Here is a 21,697-nt window from a genome sequence, read left to right on the forward strand (position 1 = left end):
GCGGCTTCCCGGATTCACTGCTTTGCCTTTCGTGCCATGAACACCTTCACGCGTCATCTGTTTGCTTACTCGCTGCGCGGCATTCTGGGCTCCTTGGCCGTGTGCGTGCTCATGGCCTACGGCATCAGCAGCATCATCTACTTCACCACCGAGTTCGTTTACCTGACCGAAGACAGCTCGCTGTACACGGTGGGCATCATCAGCGGCAACATCATGGATGCGCTGATGGCGCTGCTGGCCTGCCAGATGGTGATGCGCTACCGCCAGCACTGGCTGCCCCAGCGCTGGCAGCAGTACACCGTGGTGATGCTGGTCACGCTGGTGCTGGCCGGCATTATGGAGTGGGTGCTGTGGCTGGTGCTCACCCGCGCCGGCGGCGGGCAGCTGCCCTTCAGCGCCGAGTCCTCGCTGCCGTTCAAGGTTTCGCCGGTGGCGGTGGCCGCGCTCTACTACTTTCTGTGGGAGCGGTACACCCAGATGGGCCAGACCATCAGCGACCAGGCCTACCAGCTGCTGCAGCTCGATAAGCTTCGCACCAAAGCCCAGCTCGACGCCCTGCAGGCCCGCATCAACCCGCACTTTCTCTTCAATGCCCTCAACAGCATTGCCGGCCTCGTAACCCTGGACCCCGTGCGGGCCGAGGAAATGACGCTGCTGCTGGCCAAGCTGTTTCGCTACACCACCAGCATGGCCAACTCCCCGCTCAACTCGGTGCACGAGGAGCTGGACGTGGTGCGCACCTACCTCGACATTGAGCAGGTGCGCTTCCAGGAGCGGCTGACGTACTCGGTGCAGGTGGCGCCGGGCCTGGAGAAGCTGCAGATTCCGCGGTTTCTGCTCCAGCCCCTGGTCGAAAACGCCGTCAAGCACGGCATCTCCCGCCTGGCCAGCAACGGCCACATTCACGTGGGCATTGCCCGCCGCGGGGCCGAGATTGTGCTGGCCGTGCACGACAACGGCCCCCCTTTTCCCGATGAGTTTCTGCCCGGCTACGGCCTGCAGAGCATTCAGGAAAAGCTTCAGCTGCTGTACGGCGCCCAGGCTACGCTCAGCGTCAATTCCCAAGAACGGAAGCAGGTGGAAATTGCCTTTGCGGGCCACCTGCTGACCACAACCGACCTTACTCATGGAAGCAATCCTGATCGACGACGAGCCCCTGGCCCTGCGGCGGCTGGCGTCGCTGCTTAGCCACTACCCCGCCGACGTGCAGGTGGTAGCCCAGGCCGCCAACGGCGCGGAAGGGCTGGCGCTGGTGCGGGCTATGCGGCCCGACGTTATTTTTCTCGACATCGAAATGCCCCTGCTCAACGGCTTTGAGCTGCTGGCCCAGCTCGAGGAAATGCCCAGCGTCATCTTCACCACGGCCTACGACCACTACGCCGTGCAGGCCTTCGAGCAGCGCTCCATCGACTACCTGCTCAAGCCCATCGAGCCGGCCCGGCTGGCCAAGACCATTGCCCGGCTGCGGCAGGCCCACCAGGAAAAGACGGCCGGCTTCAACATCAACGACCTGGGCCAGTTTCTGCAAAACCTGAAGCCCACCGAAACCCTGCGCAGCCTGTCGGTAAAGTCCGGCGACAAGATCCTGCTGATTGCCCTCAGCGACATCAGCTACTTCGAGTCGCAGGAGCGCTACGTGTTCGTGCGCACCGTGCAGGGCGTGCAGCACCTGACCAACTACACCATTGCCGCGCTGGAGGAAAAGCTGCCCGACCAGTTCGTGCGCATCAGCCGCTCCTGCATCGTCAACACGGCCCACATCAACAACCTGCAGCGCTATTTCGGGGGCAAGTTCCTGGTCACGCTCACCGACCGGCCCGCCTCCTGCCTGGAAACCGGCACCGCCTACGGCAGCAACCTCAAGCGCCTGATGGAGCTCTAGCCGCCGGCAGTCTGCTTCCCCACGGCAAGCCCTTTGGAGCAGTTCCAAAGGGCTTGCCGGTTGATTTTCCCCTGTGCTGCGCCGGTTTCCATCCGCTTCCGTCAGCGGCGGCGCGGGGCCGATGCGCTGCGCCGCGCCGCCCGCAAACTCCCCGGGGCCGAAAGCACGGCGGGAGTTTCCATCGGCGCAGCACCCGCCAGGAGCCCGGCGCGCCGTATTATTTTCACCCGAATACAATCCGGCCGCTATAGTTCAGCGTTAGTGCTACATACGCCGTCCGGATCTGCCATGAAAACACTACCGCTGTTTGTGAGTCTGCTGGGTTTGCTGGCCTGCGGCCGGGATGCTGCCGATGAGGAGTCGGGGCGCCCCGTGCCGGCGGCCACGGCCCTGTACCGTGTCACGTTTGAGGCCACCTGGAGCCCGGCTACCCACCCCGGCAGCTACCCGGCCGGGGCCCATTTCTCACCCTTGATGGGGGCTTCCCACCATGCTATGGATGCCGCCCGCCTGTTCCGGGCCGGCGCCCTGGCCAGCAAGGGCATCAAGGATATGGCTGAAATCGGCAACAACACCGCGCTGCGCACCGAAATCAATGCCCTTATCCAGCAGGGCCACGCCTTTCGGCTGCTCGATGGCCGCCGCGCCACCGCCTCACCCGGCACCCTCACCGACACCATCCGCCTGAGCCGCGACCATCCGGCCCTGTCCGTAGTGACGATGGTGGCCCCCAGCCCCGACTGGTTTGCCGCCCTCGACGCCGAAGTGCTGCTGAGCGCCGAAGGCTGGGCCCCGACGCGCCGCGTGCCGGCCCTGTTCTACGATGCCGGCACCGACAGCGGCCCCGACTACGCCTCCCCCGACCAGCCCACGACGCCCGCCGTACCCGTTCGGGCGGCCATGCCGGGGGCGGCCCCTTTCGGCTACTTCGTGCTGGAGCTGGTGAAATAGTCCCTAAAAAGACTTTCGAATACCGCAGCCGCTATTCGGCTTCCACGCCGGCCGGCTGCTGCTTCACTGCCAGCTGCCCGCAGGCTGCGTCGATGTCTTTGCCGCGGGAGCGGCGCAGGTTGGTTTGCACGCCCCGGTCGGACAGGTACTTATGAAAAGCCATCAGCTTGGCCTCGCCGGTGTTCTTGTAGTCGGCGTTTTCGATGGGGTTGTACTCAATCAGGTTCACCTTGCAGGGAATCCACTTCGAAATCTGAAACAGCTCCTCGGCATCCTGCAGCGTGTCGTTGAAGCTCTCGAAGACGATGTACTCGTAGGTTACCTTGCGGCCCGTCACCTGGTGATAGTGCTTCAGCGCGTCCTTGAGCGAAGCCAGGGAGTTGGCCTCGTTGATGGGCATGATTTCGTTGCGCTTGGTGTCGTTGGGCGCGTGCAGGCTCAGGGCCAGGTTGGCCTTCACGCCGTCGTCGGCCAGCTTCTTGATCATCTTGGCAATGCCGGCCGTGCTGATGGTGATGCGGCGCGGGGCCATGTTCAGCCCCTCGGGGGAGGTGATGCGCTCCACGCTTTTTACCACGTTGGCATAGTTGAGCAGCGGCTCGCCCATGCCCATGTACACGATGTTGGTGAGCGGGGTGCCGTACTCACTCTCGCACTGCTCCTTGATGCGCACCACTTGGTCGTAGATTTCGGCCGCGTCAAGGTTGCGCTTGCGCTCCATGTAGCCCGTGGCGCAGAACTTACAGGTGAGCGAGCAGCCCACCTGCGAGCTGATGCAGGCCGTCATGCGCGTATCGTGGGGGATGAGCACGCCTTCGACCACGTTGCCGTCGTGCAGGCGGAAGGCCGACTTGATGGTGCCGTCGTTGCTGAGCTGCTGGTTCTGCACCGTTACGCCGTTGATGACGAAGTGCTTGGCCAGCAGCTCGCGGGTGGCCAGGGAGATGTTGTTCATCTCCTCAAACGTGGCGGCCGTATTCTTCCAGAGCCACTCCAGCACCTGCTTGGCGCGGAAGGGTTTCTCGCCCTGTTCCACCATAAAAGCCTTGAGCTCCTCGGGGGTGAGTTTGCGGATATCGCGCTTGGAAACGACGGGCAGTTCAATCATCATAGCGCAAAGATACAACCTGCGAGGCAGTTGGGTTCCGGCAAAGTGCAGATTCGTAGCGGCCGGGCCCGGGTTTCGGCGGCGGCCGGCTTCGGGCCGAAACATCTGCGGGCGTAGCTTTGTAAATCCCGGCCACCGCCGCCCTTATTTCTGCCCCATGAGCCCCACCGACGAACTACTCCCCGAGGAGCATAAGCGCTACAGCCGCCACCTGCTGCTGCCCGAAATCGGCTTAGCGGGGCAGCAGCAGCTCAAGGCGACCCGGGTGCTGGTGGTGGGCTGCGGGGGCCTGGGCTGCCCGGTGCTGCAGTACCTGGCCGCCGCCGGCGTGGGCACCCTGGGCCTGCTCGACTACGACACCGTGGACGAGTCCAACCTGCAGCGGCAGGTGCTCTATTCCACCGCCGACGTGGGCCGGCCCAAAGCCCTGGTAGCCGCCGAGAAGCTGCGGGCCCAGAATCCGTTTATCACCGTACTGGTCCACCAGCTCCAGCTCGCGGCGGCCAATGCCCTGCCGCTGTTTGCCGCCTACGACGTGGTGGTGGACTGCTCCGACAACTTCGCCACCCGCTACCTCGTGAATGATGCCTGCGTGCTGCTGGATAAGCCGCTGGTGTTCGGGGCCATCTTCAAGTTTGAGGGCCAGGTGTCGGTGTTCAACTACCAGCAGGGCCCCACCTACCGCTGCCTGTACCCGACCCCACCCACGCCCGGCGAAGCGCCCAACTGCTCCGAAATCGGCGTGCTGGGCGTACTGCCTGGCATTATCGGCACGCTGCAGGCCACCGAAACGCTCAAGATCCTGACCGGCATCGGGGAGGTGCTGCGGGGGCGGCTGCTGCTGCTCGACGCGCTGGCCATGCGCTTCCAGACCATCCGCTTCGCGCTGGTGCCCGCCAACCGCCAGCTGCCCGGCCTGATCGACTACGCGGCCTTCTGCGGCGACGACCAGCCCGCTGCAACGGCGGTGGCCGAAATGCCGGCCGCCGAACTCAAGCGCCGCCTGCTGGCCCACGAGCCTCTGCTGCTGCTGGACGTGCGCGAGCCCCACGAGCACGCCGCCCGCAGCATCGGCGGCCGCCTGATTCCGCTGGGCCAGCTGGCGGCCAGTCTGGCGGAGCTGCCGCCCGGCGTGCCCATCGTGGTGCATTGCGCCAGCGGTATCCGCAGCAAAAAAGCGGCCCGGCTGCTGCTCGACCACGGCTTTGGGCCGGTGTACTCCCTGCAGAACGGCCTAGCCGATTTCTGAGGCGTGCCGGGCAGCTACGGCCGGGCTTCCCGGCCCAGCTGCCCGGCTACGGCCGGCTCCATAACGCGCAGCTTGCGGGTGTTGTAGTCGAAGAGCAGCATGCCGGTTTTGGCGCGCGCAATTTCTTTGTCCACCTGGTTTTTCACCCAGTACACCACGTCGAAGCCGTACTTGTGCAGCTCGGTGGCAGCCAGCTGCACCTGGAGCACGTCGCCGTAGAAGGCTTCGCCTTTGTACTCGATGGCCACGTCGGCCATGATGGTGCCCAGGCCGGTGGCCGGATCGACTTCCTGCAGGCCCAGGTGGCGCAGAAACTGCACCCGGGCCTCGTGCAGCAGGCTCAGCAGCGCGTCGTTGCCGAGGTGGCCGCCGTAGTTCAGATCGGTGATGCGCACGGGCAGCTGGATGGTGAGGGCGAAGGTGTGGGGCAGCAGGATTTTTATGCGGGCCATGGCCGGAATGTTTACTTGTTGGAGGAAGCCTCGTATCTTAACCATTCCCGCAGGAAAGTGCCTGTTCCTCATTCTTGAAAACCAGCCGCTATGATTGAAGTAGAAGTTCGCACCACCGGCGACGGTTCGAGTACCCTGTACGTTCCCGCCCTGGATGAGCACTACCATTCCATGCACGGCGCGGTGCAGGAGGCCCGGCACGTGTACCTGCAGGCCGGCCTGGAGCCCATGCTCACCCGTAGCAACGTACCGCTGTGGGTGCTCGAAGTCGGGTTTGGCACCGGCCTGAACGCCCTGCTCACCCTGCAGCGCAGCCTCACCGCCGAGCAGCCCATCTTCTACGACACCATTGAGAAAAACCCGTTGTCCAAAGCCGTTATCGGCCAGCTGGGCGCGGAGCGCTACCTGCTGAACCCGGAGCTGCTCGACTACCAGCAGCAGCTGCACGCGGCGGCGTGGTCGGTGCCCGTGGCCCTGACCACGCGCTTTGCCCTGCACAAAATCCCCGGCGCCCTGCAGGATACGCCGCTGACGGAGGAAACCTACAACGTCATCTACTTCGACGCCTTTGCCCCCGAAAAGCAGCCCGATATGTGGACCGACGAGGTATTCGCCCAGCTCTACCAAGCCACGGCCCCCGGCGGCGTGCTGGTGAGTTACTGCGCCAAAGGCAGCTTCCGCCGCAGCCTGAAAGCCGCCGGCTGGCACGTGGAAAAGCTGGCCGGTCCCGTGGGCAAGCGCGAAATGACCCGGGCCCGCAAGTAAAAGCCGCTCACCTACCACTCCGCTTTTTTTGCGCATGCCTGCTCCCAAAGCTATCATTGCCTGCCCCCAGTGCAGCTGGGAGCCCACCGGCGCCGAACAAGACTGGCAGTGTAGCTGCGGCCACGCCTGGCACACGTTCGATACCGCCGGCCGCTGCCCGCGCTGCCGGCACCAGTGGCTTACCACCCAATGCCTGCGCTGCGGCTGCACCTCGCCCCACTCCGACTGGTACCGCGCCACGGCGGTGCAGTGGTACCAGCAGGTCAGCCCCAACTGAGCGTTTGCGCCTTTCTACGTAAGTTGAGCCTGATTATGAGTCGGAAGCTACTGGAAACGGAAGGCCCCCAATGGGTCGCGCAGGGCATTATTACCCCCGGGCAGCAGCAGCAGTTGCTGGCGCTCTACCCCGATGAGGGCCGCGTGGTGGGCCTGCTGCCGCTGCTGGGCTCCCTGCTGGTGGGACTGAGCGCGCTCAGCCTGATTGCCGCCAACTGGCAGGGCCTGCCCGAGCTGGTCCGCCTGGGGTTGCTGCTGGGCGCGATGAGTGGGGCCTATGCCGCCGGCGAGTACTTCCTGCGCCGCGGCGGCAACGACTCGCTCGGCATCGGCTTGGTGGGGCTGGGGCTGATTCTGTTCGGCGTCGGTATTGTCCTCACCAGCCAGCTGTACCAGCTCATCGGCTACGACGTGACGGGGCTGCTGGCCTGGGCCGCAGCGGGCACGGCGCTTACGTTTCTTTATCAAAGCCGCTTTCTGTTTGCCCTCACCGTGGCCATCGGCGGCATTGTGCAGGCCTACAGCACCGGGCAGCTCAGCGGCTTCAGCTACCTCACGGCCGCCCTCACCGTGCTGGGGCTGGGCTGGTACTGGTGGCGGCGGCCCGACGCCGTGCTGGGTACCATCCTGGCCACCGGCATCCTGTGGCAGGCGGGGCTGCTGATTAGCTTCCTGCACGCCAAAGTCACCTGGTTCTTTATTCCGGCCATGCTGGTTTACGCCGTCGGCGACTGGCAGCAGGACCGGCCGGCGGGCCGCGCCCTGCAGGCGCCGCCCCTGGTTGCCGCCTTTCTGTTTGCCTTCGGGCTGGCCCTCTACGGCGAAACCGATACCTACGCCGGCTTGCTGCGGCCGCCGTTTCTGGCGTATCTAGGCGCGCTGCTGGCGGTGCTAGTGGGGTCGGTGGCCGGCAAGCGCGCCCGGGGCCGGCTGGGCAGCCTCACCGACTGGCTGCTGCTGGTTCCCGGGTTTTATCTGCCCAGCGGGCTGGCCCTGGCCGTGGCTACGCTGGTGGTGCTCTACGCCTACTCGGGGGCGGTGCTGTGGCGGGCCCAGCAGGAAAATAACCCCGACCGGGTAACGCTGGGCATCACCCTTTTCATCCTGACCACGATGGCCGCCTACTTCAAGCTGACCTGGGCTTTCATGGATAAGTCGCTGTTTTTCCTTTGCGGCGGCGCCCTGCTGCTGGGTTTGAGCTGGTATCTGCGGCGCACGACCAAGGCCGCCCTGCCCCCAAAACCGGAATAGCAGCATGGCTACTCCCCTGCCTCTCGTCCGCCGCCACCGGCTCGTGCTACTAGCCGTAGCCGTGCAGATTCTGTTTATCCTCGGCGTGGCAGCGGCCGGCTATGCCACCACCGCCTGGGGCCGCACCATCAGGCTGCGCACCACTCCGGTCGACCCGCGCGACCTGCTCTACGGCGACTACGTGCGCCTCACCTACACCATCAGCCAGCTGCCGATCCGGCTGTGGCGGGAGCCGGGCCGCGGGGCCAAAGCCAACGAGCCGGTGTACGTGGTGCTGCAGCCCGCCGGCGGGGCCTATGAGGCGCTGGGCGTGTACGTGGCGGCCCCGCCCATCGAGCCCCGGCAGGTGATTCTGCGCGGCTGGGTGACCAACAGCTGGCGGCACGGCCTGCGCCTGCGCTACGGGCTGGAGCGCTACTACGTGCCCGAAGGCCTGGGGCGCGCGCTGGAAAAGCGGCCTTCCCTGCTGGTACAGGTCAGCATCGCGCCCTGGGGACAGGCCCGCATCACGGAGGTAAAACCAGATAACTAACCCGGGCAACCATACCCATGGGTCGGATCGGGCCCGGGCAGAAAGCCACCTGGACTCAGCGCCAACTATCCAGTCTGCGCTGTCTGCAGCGGGAGCGGTTCTACAGCCGGTGGGTAGCCAGCAGCCGCTGGTCGGCCTGGTCCAGGTCGACCAGCGCGTATTTCTGCTGGCCGGTGATGTTCATTTCGTCCAGGGCGTCTACCATACTTTGGTAGGTGGCAGCGTTGCTGGGCTTGATGAGCACCATGCCAGCAGGATTTTGGCGGAATTTCAGCAGCACCTGCCGCAGGCCGCCGGCGGCAAAGGTGGTGGTATGCAGCCGGCTGGCGTCGGCGCCCGGATTCAGGCCAACGAAGTAGTGCACCTGGTGGTTTTTGCCCAGCAGCAGCGTCAGAGCCCCGCTCGGCGGCACCGTCGTCCGGGGTCCTTTGGCGTCGGGCATGGCTACCTGCAGCACGGTGGGCTTGTTGAAGGTGGTGGTGAGCATGAAGAAGGTCAGCAGCAGAAAGGCCAGGTCCACCATCGGGGTCACGTCGAGGTGGAAAGCCTTTCTGTGGGCCCGGGGCTTGGAGCCCTTGGCGGCGGGAGCATTTGAAAGCATGGCCATAACGTTGCTGGGGTTAGGTGAATACGATTGTGTATTCGGGCAACGCTACCGCGGCAGCCGGTATTGTCCGCGGCCGGCAATTGCGGCGGGCGGCAATTGCGGCAGGCGGCGTCAGCTACTTATCAAAGTGCCACACCCGCTCCGGCGTCAGGCAGGCGTGCAGGCGTACGTCGCCGGCCCACACATCCTCAATAGCCAACACGGGCGGCTCCAGGCTCACGCCAATGCGCAAGGCGTCGGGGCGGCACTGAGCCAGAAAACGGTCGTAGAAGCCCTTGCCATAGCCCACGCGATGCCCTTGCTCGTCGAAGGCCAGCAGCGGAATGAGCACCGCGTCGAGGGCGGCCGGCGCTACCTCGGCGGCGTTTAGCGGTTCCGGAATGCCCCAGCGGTTCGGAACCAGCTCCGTGTCGGGCGTAAGCTCGAAATGCCGCAGCGTGTGGCCATCGGTCTGCACCACGGGCACGGCCAGGCGTACCGGCAGCTGCTGCCGCCAGATTTCCTGGATGATCGGCCACAGTGCGGGCTCGTGCTGCCGCTCGATGGGCAGAAACACGTGCAGCCACTGCCAGTCGGCCACGGCAAAGCTGCCGAACAGCTGCCGGCCCAGCGCGGCGCTGCCCTGCGCCACCGCCTCGGCCGACAGCTGCCGCCGGTGAGAAAGTGCCCTCTGACGCAGCTCAGCCTTTTTCATGGGTTTCGGGTTAGTAGTTACTCATTGTCAGTGTGATCAATCGGGGCTAAAAACCAAAAACCACCACCCAAGAACCAGTTTACTCCTCTTCCAGCACCGTAAACTCCAGGGCCAGCGGCTCAAAGGCCGCTACCAGCTGCCGCAGGAATTCGGGGTTGTTGATCAGAATGCTGAGCACATTGTCGGCGCGCTCCTGCAGCTCGCCGCCGGGGAAGAGCCGATCCTTGAGGGCCGTGAGCTGGGAGTAGGCAGTTTCGTGCTTGGCTTCGGCGGCTTTGCTGAGGCGCTTTTCCAGGCCGGCCACGCCGCCGGCCACCTTCTGCTGCTCGGCGGCTACGGTTTTCACCAGCGTCGGGTCGAGGCGCTGGGCCAGGTCCGCAATTTCCTGGAACGCCGCGGCCATGGTCTTTTGCTGGGCGGCCAGACTAACTTCCTCCTGCCCCAGCGTGGCGCCCACCTGCTTTTTGAGCTCGGCCAGCGGCTTGAAGATATCCGTCGGACTAAGGCCCAGCTTGCGCAGCTTGCCCGCGTTGGCCTTGCCCAGGTACAGGGCTGAGTTGCGCAGCAGCACGATCGGGAAGGGCACACCATAAGTGTCGAACACCTGCTTGAGCTGAAACCAGTACGCCACCTCGGCCCCGCCGCCGATGTAGCAGAGGTTGGGCAGCAGCAACTCCTGGTAGAGCGGGCGCAGCACCACGTTGGGGCTGAACTGCTCGGGGTGCTGCCGGGCCAGGGCCAGCAGCTCGTCCTGGGTGTGGCAGTGGTTGGTGTTGCGGATGGTTATCTGCACGCAGTCGGCCTCGGGGTCGGGCTCCAGCCGCTCCCGCTTGCCGGCATCGGTCAGGAAAAACAGGTTCAGCGGCCGCGAATACACCTGGGGCTTGTAGCCGATGGCTTCGAGCCGGATGTTGGTGGCCTGCACGGCCTGGTTGGAGGCCTGCTCGGTGATTTCGCGCTCCAGCACCGACACCAAGGCCTGCTTGAGCTGGGGCTGGTCGGCATCGAGGCTGACCAAACCAAACTCGCCGAACAGCTGGTGGGTGAGGCGCTGGGTGGCTTCAGTCAGGGTGGCCGACTGCCGGTAGGCCTCCTGAAAAGCGGCGGGAATGTCGGCCGGCAGCTGGTCGAGCAGCTGCCCGGCCAGGCCGTCGAGCTTCAGCCGGCCGACGGGGCCGCCGGTTTCGGCCGCATCCCAGGCGTAGCGCTTGTTGAAGAGCTGGAAGTGGTTGATTTCGGCGAAATCGTGGTCTTCGGTCGCCATCCAGTACACGGGCACGAAGTCGTAGTGCGGGTATTTTTCCTTGAGCTGCCGGCACAGCTTCACCGCCGAGGCAATCTTGTAGACGAAGTACAGCGGCCCGGTGAACAGGTTGAGCTGGTGCCCGGTCACGACGGTAAACGTGGAGTCTTTTTCGAGCAGGTCGATATTGGCCCCCACGGCCGGATTTACATTTTGGACCCGGGCGTACTGCTCGCGCAGGGCCGCCACCAGCCGCTGCCGGGCGGCGGGCTGGTAAGAAGCTTTTTTCTCCTCCAGCTGCGCCGCAAATTCCTCCAGAGCCGGAAAGCGGTGGTAAAAGGGGGCCAATTCGGGGCGCCGGGCTACGTAGTCTGCCAGGAATGGCGAGAAAGCGCCGGTAGCGGCGTAGCTGAGGTGGTGCAGGGGCATACGAGGGGGAAAGCAGTCGGGGGTGGGCACAAATAACGGCATAGGTCCCGAATGACTGGCTCAACAGGGCACCGGGGGGATTGTTAGATACCCGACGGCTTTATACGGCGCCCGGCCGGCCACCGCCCGGGCCATTGCCATCAAAACGGCCGGCTTCCTCACGAAAGCCGGCCGTCGGAATACTTTTCTGGCATTGATTACTGCACCAGCGTGCCGTACAAATCGAAGTCCGAGGCGTCGGTAATCTGGACCGTGGCGAAGTCGCCGAGCCGCACGTGGGTGTCGGGCGTCGCGGGCACCAGCACCTCGTTGTCCACTTCCGGGGAGTCGTACTCGGTGCGGCCCACGAAGTAGCCGCTTTCCTTGCGGTCAAAGAGCACCTTGTAGGTCTGGCCCACTTTCTCCTCGTTGAGCTCCATCGAGATGCCCTGCTGCAGCTCCATGATGCGGTCGGCGCGCTCCTGCTTCAGCTCGGCCGGCACGCTGTCTTCCAGGCTGTAGGAGTGGGTGCTTTCCTCGTGGGAGTAGGTGAAGATGCCCAGCCGCTCGAAGCGGGTCTGCTCCACGAAGTCGTAGAGCTCGTTGAAGTCCTGCTCGGTTTCGCCGGGGTGGCCGGCAATGAGCGTAGTGCGCAAAGCAATATCGGGCACGCGCTGCCGGATCGTATCCACCAGCTCCACCGTGCGGCGCTTGCTGATGCCGCGGCGCATGGTCTTGAGCATGTTATCCGAAATGTGCTGCAGCGGCATGTCCAGGTAGTGGCAGATGTTGGAGCGCTCCACCATTACGTCCAGCGCGTCCATCGGAAACTGCGAGGGGTAGGCGTACTGCATCCGGATCCAGTCGATGCCGTTCACGTCGGACAGGTTGCGGAGCAAATCGGCCAGCTTCCGCTCGCCGTAGTGCTGCAGGCCGTAGTAGGTCAGATCCTGGGCAATCAGAATCAGCTCCTTGGTACCCTGGGCGGCCAGGCGCTTGGCTTCCTTCACCAGGTCTTCGATGGGCCGGTCGACGTGCTTGCCGCGCATCAGCGGGATGGCGCAGAACGAGCAGGGCCGGTTGCAGCCCTCGGCAATCTTGAAGTAGGCAAAGTGGCGGGGCGTGGTCAGCATCCGCTCGCCCACCAGCTCGTGCATGTAGTTGGCTTCGAGCGTCTTGAGCAGCTGGGGCATTTCCAGCGTGCCGAAGAAGGCATCGACCTGCGGAATCTCCGCCTCCAGGTCGTCCTTGTAGCGCTGCGACAGGCAGCCCGTCACGTAGAGCTTTTCCAGGCGGCCGGCATCCTTTTCCTCGGCGTAGCGCAGAATGGTGTCGATGCTTTCCTGCTTGGCGTTGTCAATAAAGCCGCAGGTATTGATAATCACGATGTTGGCGTCCGACGTATCGGCCTCGTGGGTCACGTCGAAGCTGTTGGCCTTGAGCTGGCCCATCAGCACTTCCGAGTCCACCAGATTCTTGGAGCAGCCCAGGGTGATTACGTTGACTTTATTAGCCAGCTGGCTTCTTACTTTCATGCGAAGGAGGTAGGCGGCGAAGCGGGCAATTTCTTAGAAGTGAGAAGCTTGCCCGCGGTGGCCGCGACGTAAATTGGAGCGCAAAGGTACGCAGGAGCCAACGCCTTTTCCTACTGTGAATGTTCCTTTAGTCCTAACATGCCCGGGCCCGGACCAGCCCCGGCTTCACACGCCGCACAAAGCCCGGCCCACTAAACCGGGGCAGGTTCGGCGGGCCGGGCTTCGGGTAGTCTTTCCGGCCGGGCTACTTCTTAAACAGCGAGTTGACGAACGTGTGCCGGTCGAACAGCTGCAGGTCGGTCATCTTCTCGCCCACGCCGATGTAGCGCACCGGGATGCTGAGCTGGTCGGAGATGCCGATAACCACGCCGCCCTTAGCTGTGCCGTCGAGCTTGGTGACGGCCAGGGCCGTTACTTCGGTGGCTTTGGTAAACTCCTTGGCCTGCAGAAAGGCATTCTGCCCGGTGCTGCCGTCGAGCACGAGCAAGACTTCGTGGGGGGCGTCGGGAATCACCTTCTGCATCACGCGCTTGATTTTGCTCAACTCGTTCATCAGATTCACCTTGTTGTGCAGGCGGCCGGCCGTGTCGATGATGACCACGTCGGCCCCCATTTCCAGCCCTTTCTGCATGGCATCGAAGGCTACGGCGGCGGGGTCGGTATTCATGCCGTGCGAAATAACGGGTACACCCACGCGCTGCCCCCAGATGATGAGCTGATCGACGGCGGCGGCGCGGAAGGTGTCGGCGGCACCGAGCACGACTTTCTTGCCGGCCGAGTGGAAACGGTGGGCCAGCTTGCCGATGGTGGTGGTTTTACCCACCCCATTCACGCCAACCACCATAATCACGAAGGGCTGGCCGGGGCGGTCGGCGCGGTCGAGGATAGCTCGGGAGCCGGTGGCGCCGCTGTTGGCGTCGAGCAGCTCCACGATTTCCTCACGCAGGATGCGGTCCAGGTCCGCGGTGCTCACGTACTTGTCGCGGGCCACGCGCTTCTCGATGCGGTCGATGACTTTCACGGTCGTGTCGATGCCGACGTCGGCGTGCACGAGCAGCGTTTCCAGGTCGTCGAGCACGGCTTCGTCCACGGTCGACTTGCCGACCACGGCCTTGCTGAGCTGGTCAAAAAAGCTGGTTTTCGACTTCTCCAGCCCTTTATCCAGCGACGCCTGCTGCTCCTTGCTTTCCTTGTCCTTCTTGAAAAAATCGAAAAGTCCCATATGGGGTCTTGGGGTCTTGGGGTCTTGGGGACTTGGTTGAGCGGGCTGCGCCATCCCCAGCGGTAACGTAAGCCAGGTAAACGGTTGACAAGTTAGGGTGCTGGCCGGCAATGTGGTGCCCCGCCGCCAATCCAAGACCCCAAGACCCTAAGACCCCAAGCTCCCAAAAGGCCTGACACGCAAAAAAGTCCCACGCTGGCGGGACTTCTTCACGGTATGCGGTACGCCACCCGAAGGGGCGCGGAATTACTTCGTGCCCGAGGCAATGAATTCCTGCACTTTATCAACGGGCACCATTTCCTCGCGGAACGTGTAGGCACCGGTTTTGGGCGACTTTACAGCGCGGATGACCTTTGCCCAGTCTTTGCCGCCTGCTACTTTCAGGGTTGCTACTACTTTCTTAGCCATCGTTCAGTTACTTAATTTCCTTGTGAACGGTCATTTTACGCAGCACCGCGTTGAATTTCTTCAACTCAATACGCTCAGGCGTGTTTTTGCGGTTCTTGGTGGTAATGTAGCGCGAGGTGCCCGGCTGACCCGAGTTTTTGTGCTCGGTGCACTCGAGGATTACCTGCACCCGGTTTCCTTTCTTAGCCATCTCGACTTGGGGGTTTTTGGATTAAGGACTGCAAAGGTACAAGTGTTTTCGGAATCACCAAGCGGTCAAGACAATGAAGCGGGAAGTTTTGTGACTTCAACCCTTTTTTCATGGTCCAGGGCTGGTTTTATGCTCACGAACATGAGCTGATTCGCAAAACCACCTGCACCTCCTGGTTTAGCCGCCCAACAATGGCACGGCCGAAACCAAAAGACAAAATAACAACGGAGCAGGCAGCAGCTTTCGGGCGCAGCCTACTCCGTTGCCGGAAAATTCAGGAAGCAGCGGCCGACCGGCGGCGCAGTATTCCTGACGGAAACCCGAGGGGCCTCCGCCGAAAAGCTAGTAAACGATGAAGCCCTGCTCCTTGGCCTTCTTCAGGACCGACATGATGCCGTTCTTGTTGATGGTGCGGATGGTGCTGGTTGCCACTTTCAGGGTAACCCAGGCATCCTCTTCCGGGATGTAGAAGCGCTTCTTCTGCAGGTTGGGGTAGAATTTACGCTTCGTCTTGTTGTTGGCGTGCGAAACGTTGTTACCTACGCGGGTACGCTTGCCGGTCAAATCACAAACTCGGGCCATGATATCGGGGGACTTAGAGGTTTCAATGCAAAAAGGGACGCAAATATCGGTATAACTCCGGTAATACCAAACCGGAAGGCTGAAAAATAGCGGGTTAGCTTCCCGAAGCTGCCCAATCAGCCGAAATTAGCGGGGTGGCCCGGCCGGGCTCACTCTCGTATCGGCCCCGGCCAGCGCAAAAGCAGCGCGCTATTGCCTCTATTCAGAGGATCGGCTGCTCGGCCCGCAGCAGCCGGCAGGGCGCCGCCAGCCTACCCAGGGGCCCGGCATGAGCGCACCAAGCCAGCTCTGCCGCGCCGGCTTTGAAAAAACGAGCTGTGACCTCCGGCAGCTTACTTCTTGGGCTTGGGCGGCGGCCACGGACAGTGACGGCAGCCGCTTCTGCAGCAGGAGCCGCGCCGCAGATGGTACTGCTCGGTGAAGACCATGAAGCCTTCGGGCGTGAGGTAAAAATCGCCGGGCTGGAGGGCTTGCGGTTTGACGGCCATACGGCCGCAAGATACGCAGTCGGCTGCTGATGAGCAGGAGTAGGCATAAAGTTGCGGTTTCTACAGGACCTTGGCGCCATTACTTAAATAAATAATTATATTCATTCTTATTTTAAGAGTATTGAATGATTCAATACCCCACCTTTCCTACTTCCTGATCTATGGAACCGAAGAAGTACGCTTACATCGACGCCCTGCGCGGGATTGCCGTGCTGGCAGTGCTGCTGGTGCACTGCGCGCTGGTGGGCGTCAACACACCAACGCACCCGGTTTTTGCCGCCGTGGTGCAGCAGGGCGCGCGCGGGGTGCAGCTGTTCTACGTGCTCAGCGCTCTGACGCTCTACCTCTCGATGCGCAATCGGACCACCCAGGAGCAGCGGCCTACGCTCAACTTCTTCCTGCGGCGCTTCTTCCGCATTGCGCCGCTGTTTTACTGCGCAATGCTGTACTTTCTGTGGCAGGAAGGCTGGGGGCCGCGCTACTGGCTGGGCAACCAGCCGGGTATCACCGGTACCCAGCTGCTGGCCACGGCCACGTTTACCAACGGCTGGAACCCGCGCTGGATGAACAGCATCGTCCCGGGCGGCTGGTCCATTGCGGTGGAAATGAGCTTTTACCTGCTGCTGCCGCTGCTGTTTGTCACCATCACTACCCTGCGCCGGGCCGTCGGGCTGGCAGTGCTGACCACGCTGGTGGCCGTGGGCTGCTATGCCCTGCTCAGCCGCTACCCCCTGATTCCGGAAACCGACCTGTGGCACAACTACCTGTTCCTGTCTTTTCCCATCCAGCTGCCGGTCTTTGCCATGGGCATCGTGCTGTACTTCCTGCTGCGGGCTGCCCCACCGGCACTGGCCGCGGCGCCCGACCCGGCGCGGGCCGGGCTGTTGCTGCTGACGGGAGGACTGCTGCTGGCGCGGTTCACGCTGGATACGCTGGTGCCCAACTACCTCTGCTTTGGGGCTGTGTTCGTGCTGCTCACGTACGCGCTGGCCCAGCATCCGGTGCGCGGGCTGGTCAACCCGTTTACCGAGTACGTAGGCAAAATCAGCTACAGCATGTACCTCACCCACCTGGCCGTGCTCCGGCTTATGGAGCAGTTTGGCCTCGCAGACTTTATCCTGGCCCCTGAGCTGGCCCCGGGGCTGGCCAACTACGCGCTGCGCTACCTTACGCTGCTGGGGCTGGACCTGGCAGTGGCTACGCTCACCTACCATCTCATCGAGCAGCCGGGCATGGCCCTGAGCCGGCGGCTGATAAAAAGGCTGGAAAAGATGCCGGCGCCCGTGGCTTCCGTCCGGGCGGCCGTGTAGCAGCCGGAAAACCAAATCCAGCGTTTCCAGTATCTTACGGCTACCGGCCGTTTGGCCCCGCTTCGCTTTTCGCCATGCTTCTTCGCTCCGCTGTACGCCTTGTTTTGCTGCTGCTGGCTTCGGCCGCGGCCCGGGCCCAGCAGCCGCTGCCCGCCGCGCCCGCCGTCGTGGCCGCGCCGGCCGACGCAGTTTCCGTGGACCCGGCCCAGTCGCTGTTGCTGTTTGATCAGCTGATTGCCGCGCCGGTCCAGGAAGCCTTGCGCACTTTGCCCCAGGCTCAGCAGCGCTACCAGGCCGGGCTGAAGCCGGGCGAGACGTTCTTTCTGACCACCCGCCTTGTGGACCCCGACGGCCGGTTTGAGCAGGTATTCGTGCTGGTGAAACAGTGGGAAGGCGCCTACGTGCAGGGCACCATTGCCAACAAGCTGGAAACGGTGACCAGCTACACTACGGGCCAGGAAATCGAATTCACCACCAAAGCCGTGCTCGACTGGACCCTGATCCGGGCCAATGGCTTCGAGGAGGGCAACTACGTGGGCAAGTTCCTCGATATTCAGAACCGCCTTGACGCGCTGGAGCGCTGAGCCCCGGCGGCCTCTTCCCGCCCTTTTTCCGTATTTTTGAGGCAGTTGCCCCTATCCGGCTTAAACCCTGCTTTTGCCTTATGCACGCTACGTCCCCCCACCCCACCGACACCGCCAGCCGCAGCCAGGAGCTGATGGCCCTCGAAGACCGCTATGGCGCCCACAACTACCACCCGCTGCCCGTGGTGCTCAACCGCGGCGAGGGCGTGTTCCTGTGGGACGTAGAGGGCAAGCGCTACTACGACTTTCTCTCGGCTTACTCGGCCGTCAACCAGGGCCACTGCCACCCCCGCATCGTCGGGGCCATGGTGGAGCAGGCCCAGAAGCTGACGCTGACCTCCCGCGCCTTTTTTAACGACCAGCTCGGCGCCGCCGAGAAACAGCTCTGCGAGCTGTTCAACTACGACAAGGCCCTGCTGATGAACTCCGGCGCCGAAGCCGTGGAAACGGCCCTGAAGCTGGCCCGCAAGTGGGGCTACCAGGAAAAAGGCATTGCCCCCAACCAGGCCCGCATCCTGGTGGCCGAGCACAACTTCCACGGCCGCACCACCGGCATCATATCCTTCAGCACCGACGGCGACAGCACCGGCGGCTTCGGCCCCTACATGCCCGGCTACCAGGTGGTACCCTACGACAACCTCGAAGCCCTGGCCGAAGCGCTGCAGGACCCGCACGTGTGCGCCTTCCTGGTTGAGCCCATTCAGGGGGAGGCGGGCGTGATGGTGCCTTCCGAAGGCTACCTGGCCAAGGCTTTTGCGCTGTGCCAGGAGCATAAGGTGCTCTTCATTGCTGACGAGATTCAGACCGGCCTGGGCCGCACCGGCCAGCTGCTGGCCTGCTGCTACGAAGGAGTGCACGCCGATATTCTGGTGCTGGGCAAGGCCTTGAGCGGCGGGGTGCTGCCGGTATCGGCGGTGCTGGCGCGCGACGAGGTGATGCTCACCATTCAGCCCGGGCAGCACGGCTCCACCTTCGGTGGGAACCCGCTGGCCTGCGCCGTAATGCGCGCCGCGCTCGACGTACTTCACGACGAGCACCTGATCAGCAATTCCCGGGCGCTGGGCGAAGTATTCCGGGAGCGGATGCGCCGGGTAATGGCCAAGCGCCCCGAGGTGGTGACGCTGGTGCGCGGCAAGGGCCTGCTCAACGCTGTCGTCATCAAGCCGGCCGAGGACGGCCGCACGGCCTGGGATGTGTGCGTGACGCTGATGGAGCGCGGCCTGCTGGCTAAGCCCACCCACGGCGACATTATCCGCTTTGCCCCGCCCCTGGTGATTACCGAGGAGCAGATGCACGAGGCCTGCGACATCATCGAACAGGTGATTCTGGCATTCTAACCCAAGCCGCCGGGCCGGGCTGCTCTACTCCGGAACAGCCCAGCCCGGCGGTAGCCCGGCGGTAGCCCGGCGGTAGCCCGGCGGTAGCCCGGCGGTAGCCCCAACTGCCGCCAACAGTACTGTAGTCCGCAGGGGGTTGGTCCAGGAAATTGTCCGGTTGGAACGGCAAAAGGCGGCATTAGCCGAATAAAAGAAACGAAAGCAAGGATCAGGCTGTAGCTTTGCAACCTAATCACCTTGTTATGAACGCCATGCTGCGCCGCCTGTCTTTGTTTTTTGGCATTATTTCCCTATTCACCAGCTGTCAAACCTCCCGGCTGGTCCTGGGCACTCCGCCGCAGCCGGCCGGTGCGGAGGCCGCTACGCAGGAAGTACTGCTCCACGACTCGCAGGGCCCGCAGGCTACCCGGGTCACGCTGACGGCGGCCGAGGCGGCCGTGTTTCGCCAGCAATAGCCTTACCTTTGGGGGCGCCCTGACTGGTTCGGCGCCTTTCCGCTCTTTTCACACGCGTATTGCCCAGCGCCGCGCTTCTGCCTTTTGGGGCCGGACGCGGCGTTTTTGCGCGCTGCCCCCCCGCCGATTTCCATGCCGCCGAAAGTCGGTTTACTTTTAGGCATGTATACCTTTCCGGGCCGCCTGCTGCTGGCCTCCCTACTCCTGACAACCGGCTGCCGCAGCGAAAAAGTGGCGTTTGACTTTTCCCCCGCCGGCACGCCGGCGCCGTTGGTCGTAGCAACGGTGCCGGCTCCTGTGCCGCCTGCGGGCATTCCGGGCGCAGGGCACCCGGTCCGACTCAGTAGGGCTGAAGCGCCGGCAGCATCCCCGGCCCCGCGACCAGCCGGGTGGCGCCTGCTGAAGCGGCCCGCGGGCCACCGCGAAGCGGCGGCCCGGCGCAGCCGGAAAACGCAGCCCCGGCCACCGGCCGCCCGGCCCGCCGACGATGGCCTTGAGCACCAGACCCGGCATTTTGTGCTGGCCGCGCTGCTGGTAGCGGGCGGCGTGGTGGGCGGTATCCTGCTGGGCGGCTGGCTGGGGCTGGGCGTAGGCGCGGCCCTGGTGCTGGGCGGCTACTACTTTCTGGGACTGGCTTTCGGCGGGCAGCACGGCTGGCGGGAAGTGTTCCAGGAGTTCTTCAATCTGTAGCTTTCGGCCACCCGGCGACCGGTAGGGCTACAGCCGTTATCTTTGCCCGCCCGCGGCTCGGCACTCCAGGGGCGTCCGCAACCTTACCTTTGCCCCGGTTGTTCTTCTTTGTCTTATCCCCTGAAAGCCTCCTATGCCTCAGCTCCCTACGCACCGCCCGCGCCGCAACCGCAAGTCCCAGGTTATCCGCGACATGGTGCAGGAAACCCGCCTGACCACCCACGACTTCATCTACCCGCTCTTCCTGATTGAGGGCCAGAACCAGCAGCTCGAAATCCACTCGATGCCGGGCATTCACCGCTTCACCGCCGACCGCCTCATCGACGAAATCGGGCGCTGCGTGGAGCTGGGCATCCATACCTTCGCCCCGTTTCCGGCCATCAACGACGCGCTGAAGGATCGGCTGGCCAAGGAATCGGCCAACCCCGAGGGGCTGTACCTGAAGACGATAGCCGACATCAAGCGGCAGTTTCCCGACGTGGTGCTGATGACCGACGTGGCCATGGACCCCTACTCCTCCGACGGCCACGACGGCGTGGTGGATGCCGAGTCGGGCGAGATTCTCAACGACGCCTCGCTGGAAGTGCTGGGCCAGATGGCCCTGGCCCAGGCCCGGGCCGGCGCCGACATCATCGGGCCTTCCGACATGATGGACGGCCGCGTGGCCTGGATCCGGGAGGTGCTCGACCAGAACGCTTTCGGCCACGTGAGCATCATGAGCTACACCGCCAAGTACGCCTCGGCCTTCTACGGCCCCTTCCGCGACGCGCTGGACTCGGCCCCCAAACGCGGGGATAAGAAAAGCTACCAGATGAACCCCGCCAACCGCCGCGAAGCCCTGCGCGAGCTGGCCCTGGATGAAGCCGAAGGCGCCGACATGGTGATGGTAAAGCCCGCCCTGAGCTACCTCGACGTGATCCTGGACGTGAAGAACCACACCAACCTGCCCGTGACGGCTTACAACGTCTCGGGCGAGTACGCCATGGTGAAGGCCGCCGCCCGGAACGGCTGGCTCGACGGCGAGAAGACCATGATGGAAGTACTGACCAGCATCAAGCGCGCCGGGGCCGACGCCATCCTGACCTACTTCGCCAAGGAAGCCGCTGCCGTGCTGCGCCGCGGGTAACGCCGGCTTTCCCGTCCCCTAACAGCCTCCCCGCTGCTGGTTCCGGCCGGAGCGGGGAGGTTTTTTTTAGCCGCTTCCGTACCTTCCGAAGGCACCTGAATGGGTTCGGAAGGCGTTCGGGTGAGTTCGGAACCCCGATGCCTGGGTTCGGAAGCTGCCTGGATAGGTTCGGAAGACAACAGCCTCCCTTCTGAGCCTCACCCGCCTGGTTCGGAAGTGGTAGGTATCCCTTCCGAACTCCGACTGACCACCTCGGAACCCCGACCGTCCCCTTCCGAACCTCGACCGAAGCGTTCCGAAGGGGTCGGTTGGGTCTTTCAACGCCGGCCTATCTTTGCCACGCTCCTTTCTG

The 21,697-nt window shown here is 63.7% G+C and carries 25 protein-coding genes; 14 read left to right on the forward strand and 11 right to left on the reverse strand.

The window, feature by feature from the left end; translation table 11 throughout:
- Nucleotides 1-36 precede the first annotated feature (36 nt).
- From ABD842_RS01580 to ABD842_RS01590, 3 genes are all read left to right on the forward strand, one after another.
- On the forward strand, nucleotides 37-1,188 hold the full coding sequence (locus tag ABD842_RS01580; RefSeq protein ID WP_345109075.1) for a sensor histidine kinase: 1,152 nt from the start codon (nucleotides 37-39) through the stop codon (nucleotides 1,186-1,188).
- Nucleotides 1,127-1,882, forward strand: coding sequence for a LytR/AlgR family response regulator transcription factor (locus ABD842_RS01585; protein ID WP_345109078.1), 756 nt, complete (start codon nucleotides 1,127-1,129; stop codon nucleotides 1,880-1,882). The genes ABD842_RS01580 and ABD842_RS01585 overlap by 62 nt, the downstream gene beginning before the upstream one ends.
- Before the next feature lie 288 nt (nucleotides 1,883-2,170).
- Nucleotides 2,171-2,833, forward strand: a complete 663-nt coding sequence (locus ABD842_RS01590; RefSeq protein WP_345109081.1) for a spondin domain-containing protein — start codon at nucleotides 2,171-2,173, stop codon at nucleotides 2,831-2,833.
- A gap of 31 nt (nucleotides 2,834-2,864) precedes the next feature.
- On the opposite strand, the gene rlmN is transcribed toward ABD842_RS01590, so the two are convergent.
- Complete coding sequence (rlmN, locus tag ABD842_RS01595) at nucleotides 2,865-3,941, reverse strand: dual-specificity RNA methyltransferase RlmN (protein WP_425553131.1); 1,077 nt, start codon at nucleotides 3,939-3,941, stop codon at nucleotides 2,865-2,867.
- Between the two features lie 157 nt (nucleotides 3,942-4,098).
- Here rlmN and moeB point away from each other — a divergent pair, with 157 nt between their 5' ends.
- Nucleotides 4,099-5,190, forward strand: a complete 1,092-nt coding sequence (gene moeB / locus ABD842_RS01600) for a molybdopterin-synthase adenylyltransferase MoeB (RefSeq protein ID WP_345109086.1) — start codon at nucleotides 4,099-4,101, stop codon at nucleotides 5,188-5,190.
- Nucleotides 5,191-5,204: 14 nt separating this feature from the next.
- Here moeB and ABD842_RS01605 read toward each other — a convergent pair whose 3' ends face one another.
- Entirely contained in the window at nucleotides 5,205-5,687 is a 483-nt protein-coding gene (locus ABD842_RS01605; RefSeq protein WP_345109089.1) for a thioesterase family protein, read from the reverse strand.
- Between the two features lie 45 nt (nucleotides 5,688-5,732).
- On the opposite strand from ABD842_RS01605, the gene mnmC2 reads away from it, so the two are divergent.
- Genes mnmC2 through ABD842_RS01625 form a run of 4 tightly spaced genes read left to right on the forward strand, consistent with a single transcriptional unit; the run spans nucleotide 5,733 to nucleotide 8,466 of the window.
- Nucleotides 5,733-6,407 (forward strand): tRNA (5-methylaminomethyl-2-thiouridine)(34)-methyltransferase MnmC2, encoded by a 675-nt coding sequence (gene mnmC2 / locus ABD842_RS01610; RefSeq protein WP_345109092.1) that lies wholly within the window; start codon nucleotides 5,733-5,735, stop codon nucleotides 6,405-6,407.
- Nucleotides 6,408-6,441: 34 nt separating this feature from the next.
- On the forward strand, nucleotides 6,442-6,684 hold the full coding sequence (locus ABD842_RS01615; protein WP_345109095.1) for a hypothetical protein: 243 nt from the start codon (nucleotides 6,442-6,444) through the stop codon (nucleotides 6,682-6,684).
- 35 nt (nucleotides 6,685-6,719) lie between these two features.
- Nucleotides 6,720-7,934, forward strand: coding sequence for a DUF2157 domain-containing protein (locus ABD842_RS01620; protein ID WP_345109098.1), 1,215 nt, complete (start codon nucleotides 6,720-6,722; stop codon nucleotides 7,932-7,934).
- 4 nt (nucleotides 7,935-7,938) lie between these two features.
- Complete coding sequence (locus ABD842_RS01625; protein WP_345109102.1) at nucleotides 7,939-8,466, forward strand: GDYXXLXY domain-containing protein; 528 nt, start codon at nucleotides 7,939-7,941, stop codon at nucleotides 8,464-8,466.
- A gap of 100 nt (nucleotides 8,467-8,566) precedes the next feature.
- On the opposite strand, the gene ABD842_RS01630 is transcribed toward ABD842_RS01625, so the two are convergent.
- The 9 genes from ABD842_RS01630 to ABD842_RS01670 form a co-directional block, all read right to left on the reverse strand.
- Nucleotides 8,567-9,073, reverse strand: coding sequence for an ExbD/TolR family protein (locus ABD842_RS01630; RefSeq protein WP_345109105.1), 507 nt, complete (start codon nucleotides 9,071-9,073; stop codon nucleotides 8,567-8,569).
- Nucleotides 9,074-9,188: 115 nt separating this feature from the next.
- On the reverse strand, nucleotides 9,189-9,767 hold the full coding sequence (locus ABD842_RS01635) for a 5-formyltetrahydrofolate cyclo-ligase (protein WP_345109108.1): 579 nt from the start codon (nucleotides 9,765-9,767) through the stop codon (nucleotides 9,189-9,191).
- Between the two features lie 79 nt (nucleotides 9,768-9,846).
- Nucleotides 9,847-11,439 (reverse strand): bacillithiol biosynthesis cysteine-adding enzyme BshC, encoded by a 1,593-nt coding sequence (gene bshC, locus ABD842_RS01640; RefSeq protein WP_345109111.1) that lies wholly within the window; start codon nucleotides 11,437-11,439, stop codon nucleotides 9,847-9,849.
- A gap of 197 nt (nucleotides 11,440-11,636) precedes the next feature.
- Nucleotides 11,637-12,953: a 30S ribosomal protein S12 methylthiotransferase RimO gene (rimO, locus tag ABD842_RS01645; protein WP_345109113.1), complete on the reverse strand. Its 1,317-nt coding sequence runs from the start codon at nucleotides 12,951-12,953 to the stop codon at nucleotides 11,637-11,639.
- Nucleotides 12,954-13,197: 244 nt separating this feature from the next.
- Nucleotides 13,198-14,175 (reverse strand): signal recognition particle-docking protein FtsY, encoded by a 978-nt coding sequence (gene ftsY / locus ABD842_RS01650; protein WP_345109117.1) that lies wholly within the window; start codon nucleotides 14,173-14,175, stop codon nucleotides 13,198-13,200.
- 246 nt (nucleotides 14,176-14,421) lie between these two features.
- Nucleotides 14,422-14,583, reverse strand: coding sequence for a DUF4295 domain-containing protein (locus ABD842_RS01655; protein WP_073105196.1), 162 nt, complete (start codon nucleotides 14,581-14,583; stop codon nucleotides 14,422-14,424).
- Nucleotides 14,584-14,590: 7 nt separating this feature from the next.
- Nucleotides 14,591-14,773, reverse strand: a complete 183-nt coding sequence (gene rpmG / locus ABD842_RS01660; RefSeq protein ID WP_073105198.1) for a 50S ribosomal protein L33 — start codon at nucleotides 14,771-14,773, stop codon at nucleotides 14,591-14,593.
- Between the two features lie 342 nt (nucleotides 14,774-15,115).
- Nucleotides 15,116-15,355, reverse strand: coding sequence for a 50S ribosomal protein L28 (gene rpmB, locus ABD842_RS01665; protein ID WP_044015540.1), 240 nt, complete (start codon nucleotides 15,353-15,355; stop codon nucleotides 15,116-15,118).
- 332 nt (nucleotides 15,356-15,687) lie between these two features.
- Nucleotides 15,688-15,843: a C1orf53 family protein gene (locus tag ABD842_RS01670; RefSeq protein ID WP_345109151.1), complete on the reverse strand. Its 156-nt coding sequence runs from the start codon at nucleotides 15,841-15,843 to the stop codon at nucleotides 15,688-15,690.
- A gap of 161 nt (nucleotides 15,844-16,004) precedes the next feature.
- On the opposite strand from ABD842_RS01670, the gene ABD842_RS01675 reads away from it, so the two are divergent.
- The 6 genes from ABD842_RS01675 to hemB all read left to right on the forward strand — a co-directional run bounded on the left by ABD842_RS01675 (nucleotide 16,005) and on the right by hemB (nucleotide 21,345).
- The gene (locus ABD842_RS01675) at nucleotides 16,005-17,153 is read left to right on the forward strand and encodes an acyltransferase family protein (RefSeq protein ID WP_345109154.1); all 1,149 of its coding nucleotides are present in this window, start codon (nucleotides 16,005-16,007) and stop codon (nucleotides 17,151-17,153) included.
- A gap of 74 nt (nucleotides 17,154-17,227) precedes the next feature.
- Entirely contained in the window at nucleotides 17,228-17,737 is a 510-nt protein-coding gene (locus ABD842_RS01680; RefSeq protein WP_345109156.1) for a DUF2314 domain-containing protein, read from the forward strand.
- 80 nt (nucleotides 17,738-17,817) lie between these two features.
- A complete protein-coding gene (rocD, locus tag ABD842_RS01685; RefSeq protein ID WP_345109158.1) occupies nucleotides 17,818-19,074 on the forward strand; it encodes an ornithine--oxo-acid transaminase in 1,257 nt (418 codons plus the stop codon).
- Nucleotides 19,075-19,316: 242 nt separating this feature from the next.
- Nucleotides 19,317-19,529 (forward strand): hypothetical protein, encoded by a 213-nt coding sequence (locus ABD842_RS01690; RefSeq protein ID WP_345109162.1) that lies wholly within the window; start codon nucleotides 19,317-19,319, stop codon nucleotides 19,527-19,529.
- A gap of 162 nt (nucleotides 19,530-19,691) precedes the next feature.
- Entirely contained in the window at nucleotides 19,692-20,219 is a 528-nt protein-coding gene (locus ABD842_RS01695) for a hypothetical protein (RefSeq protein ID WP_345109165.1), read from the forward strand.
- A gap of 133 nt (nucleotides 20,220-20,352) precedes the next feature.
- On the forward strand, nucleotides 20,353-21,345 hold the full coding sequence (gene hemB / locus ABD842_RS01700) for a porphobilinogen synthase (protein ID WP_345109169.1): 993 nt from the start codon (nucleotides 20,353-20,355) through the stop codon (nucleotides 21,343-21,345).
- Nucleotides 21,346-21,697 lie beyond the last annotated feature (352 nt).

Origin of the sequence: Hymenobacter algoricola, assembly GCF_039539525.1 — a bacterium.
GTDB lineage: Bacteria > Bacteroidota > Bacteroidia > Cytophagales > Hymenobacteraceae > Hymenobacter > Hymenobacter algoricola.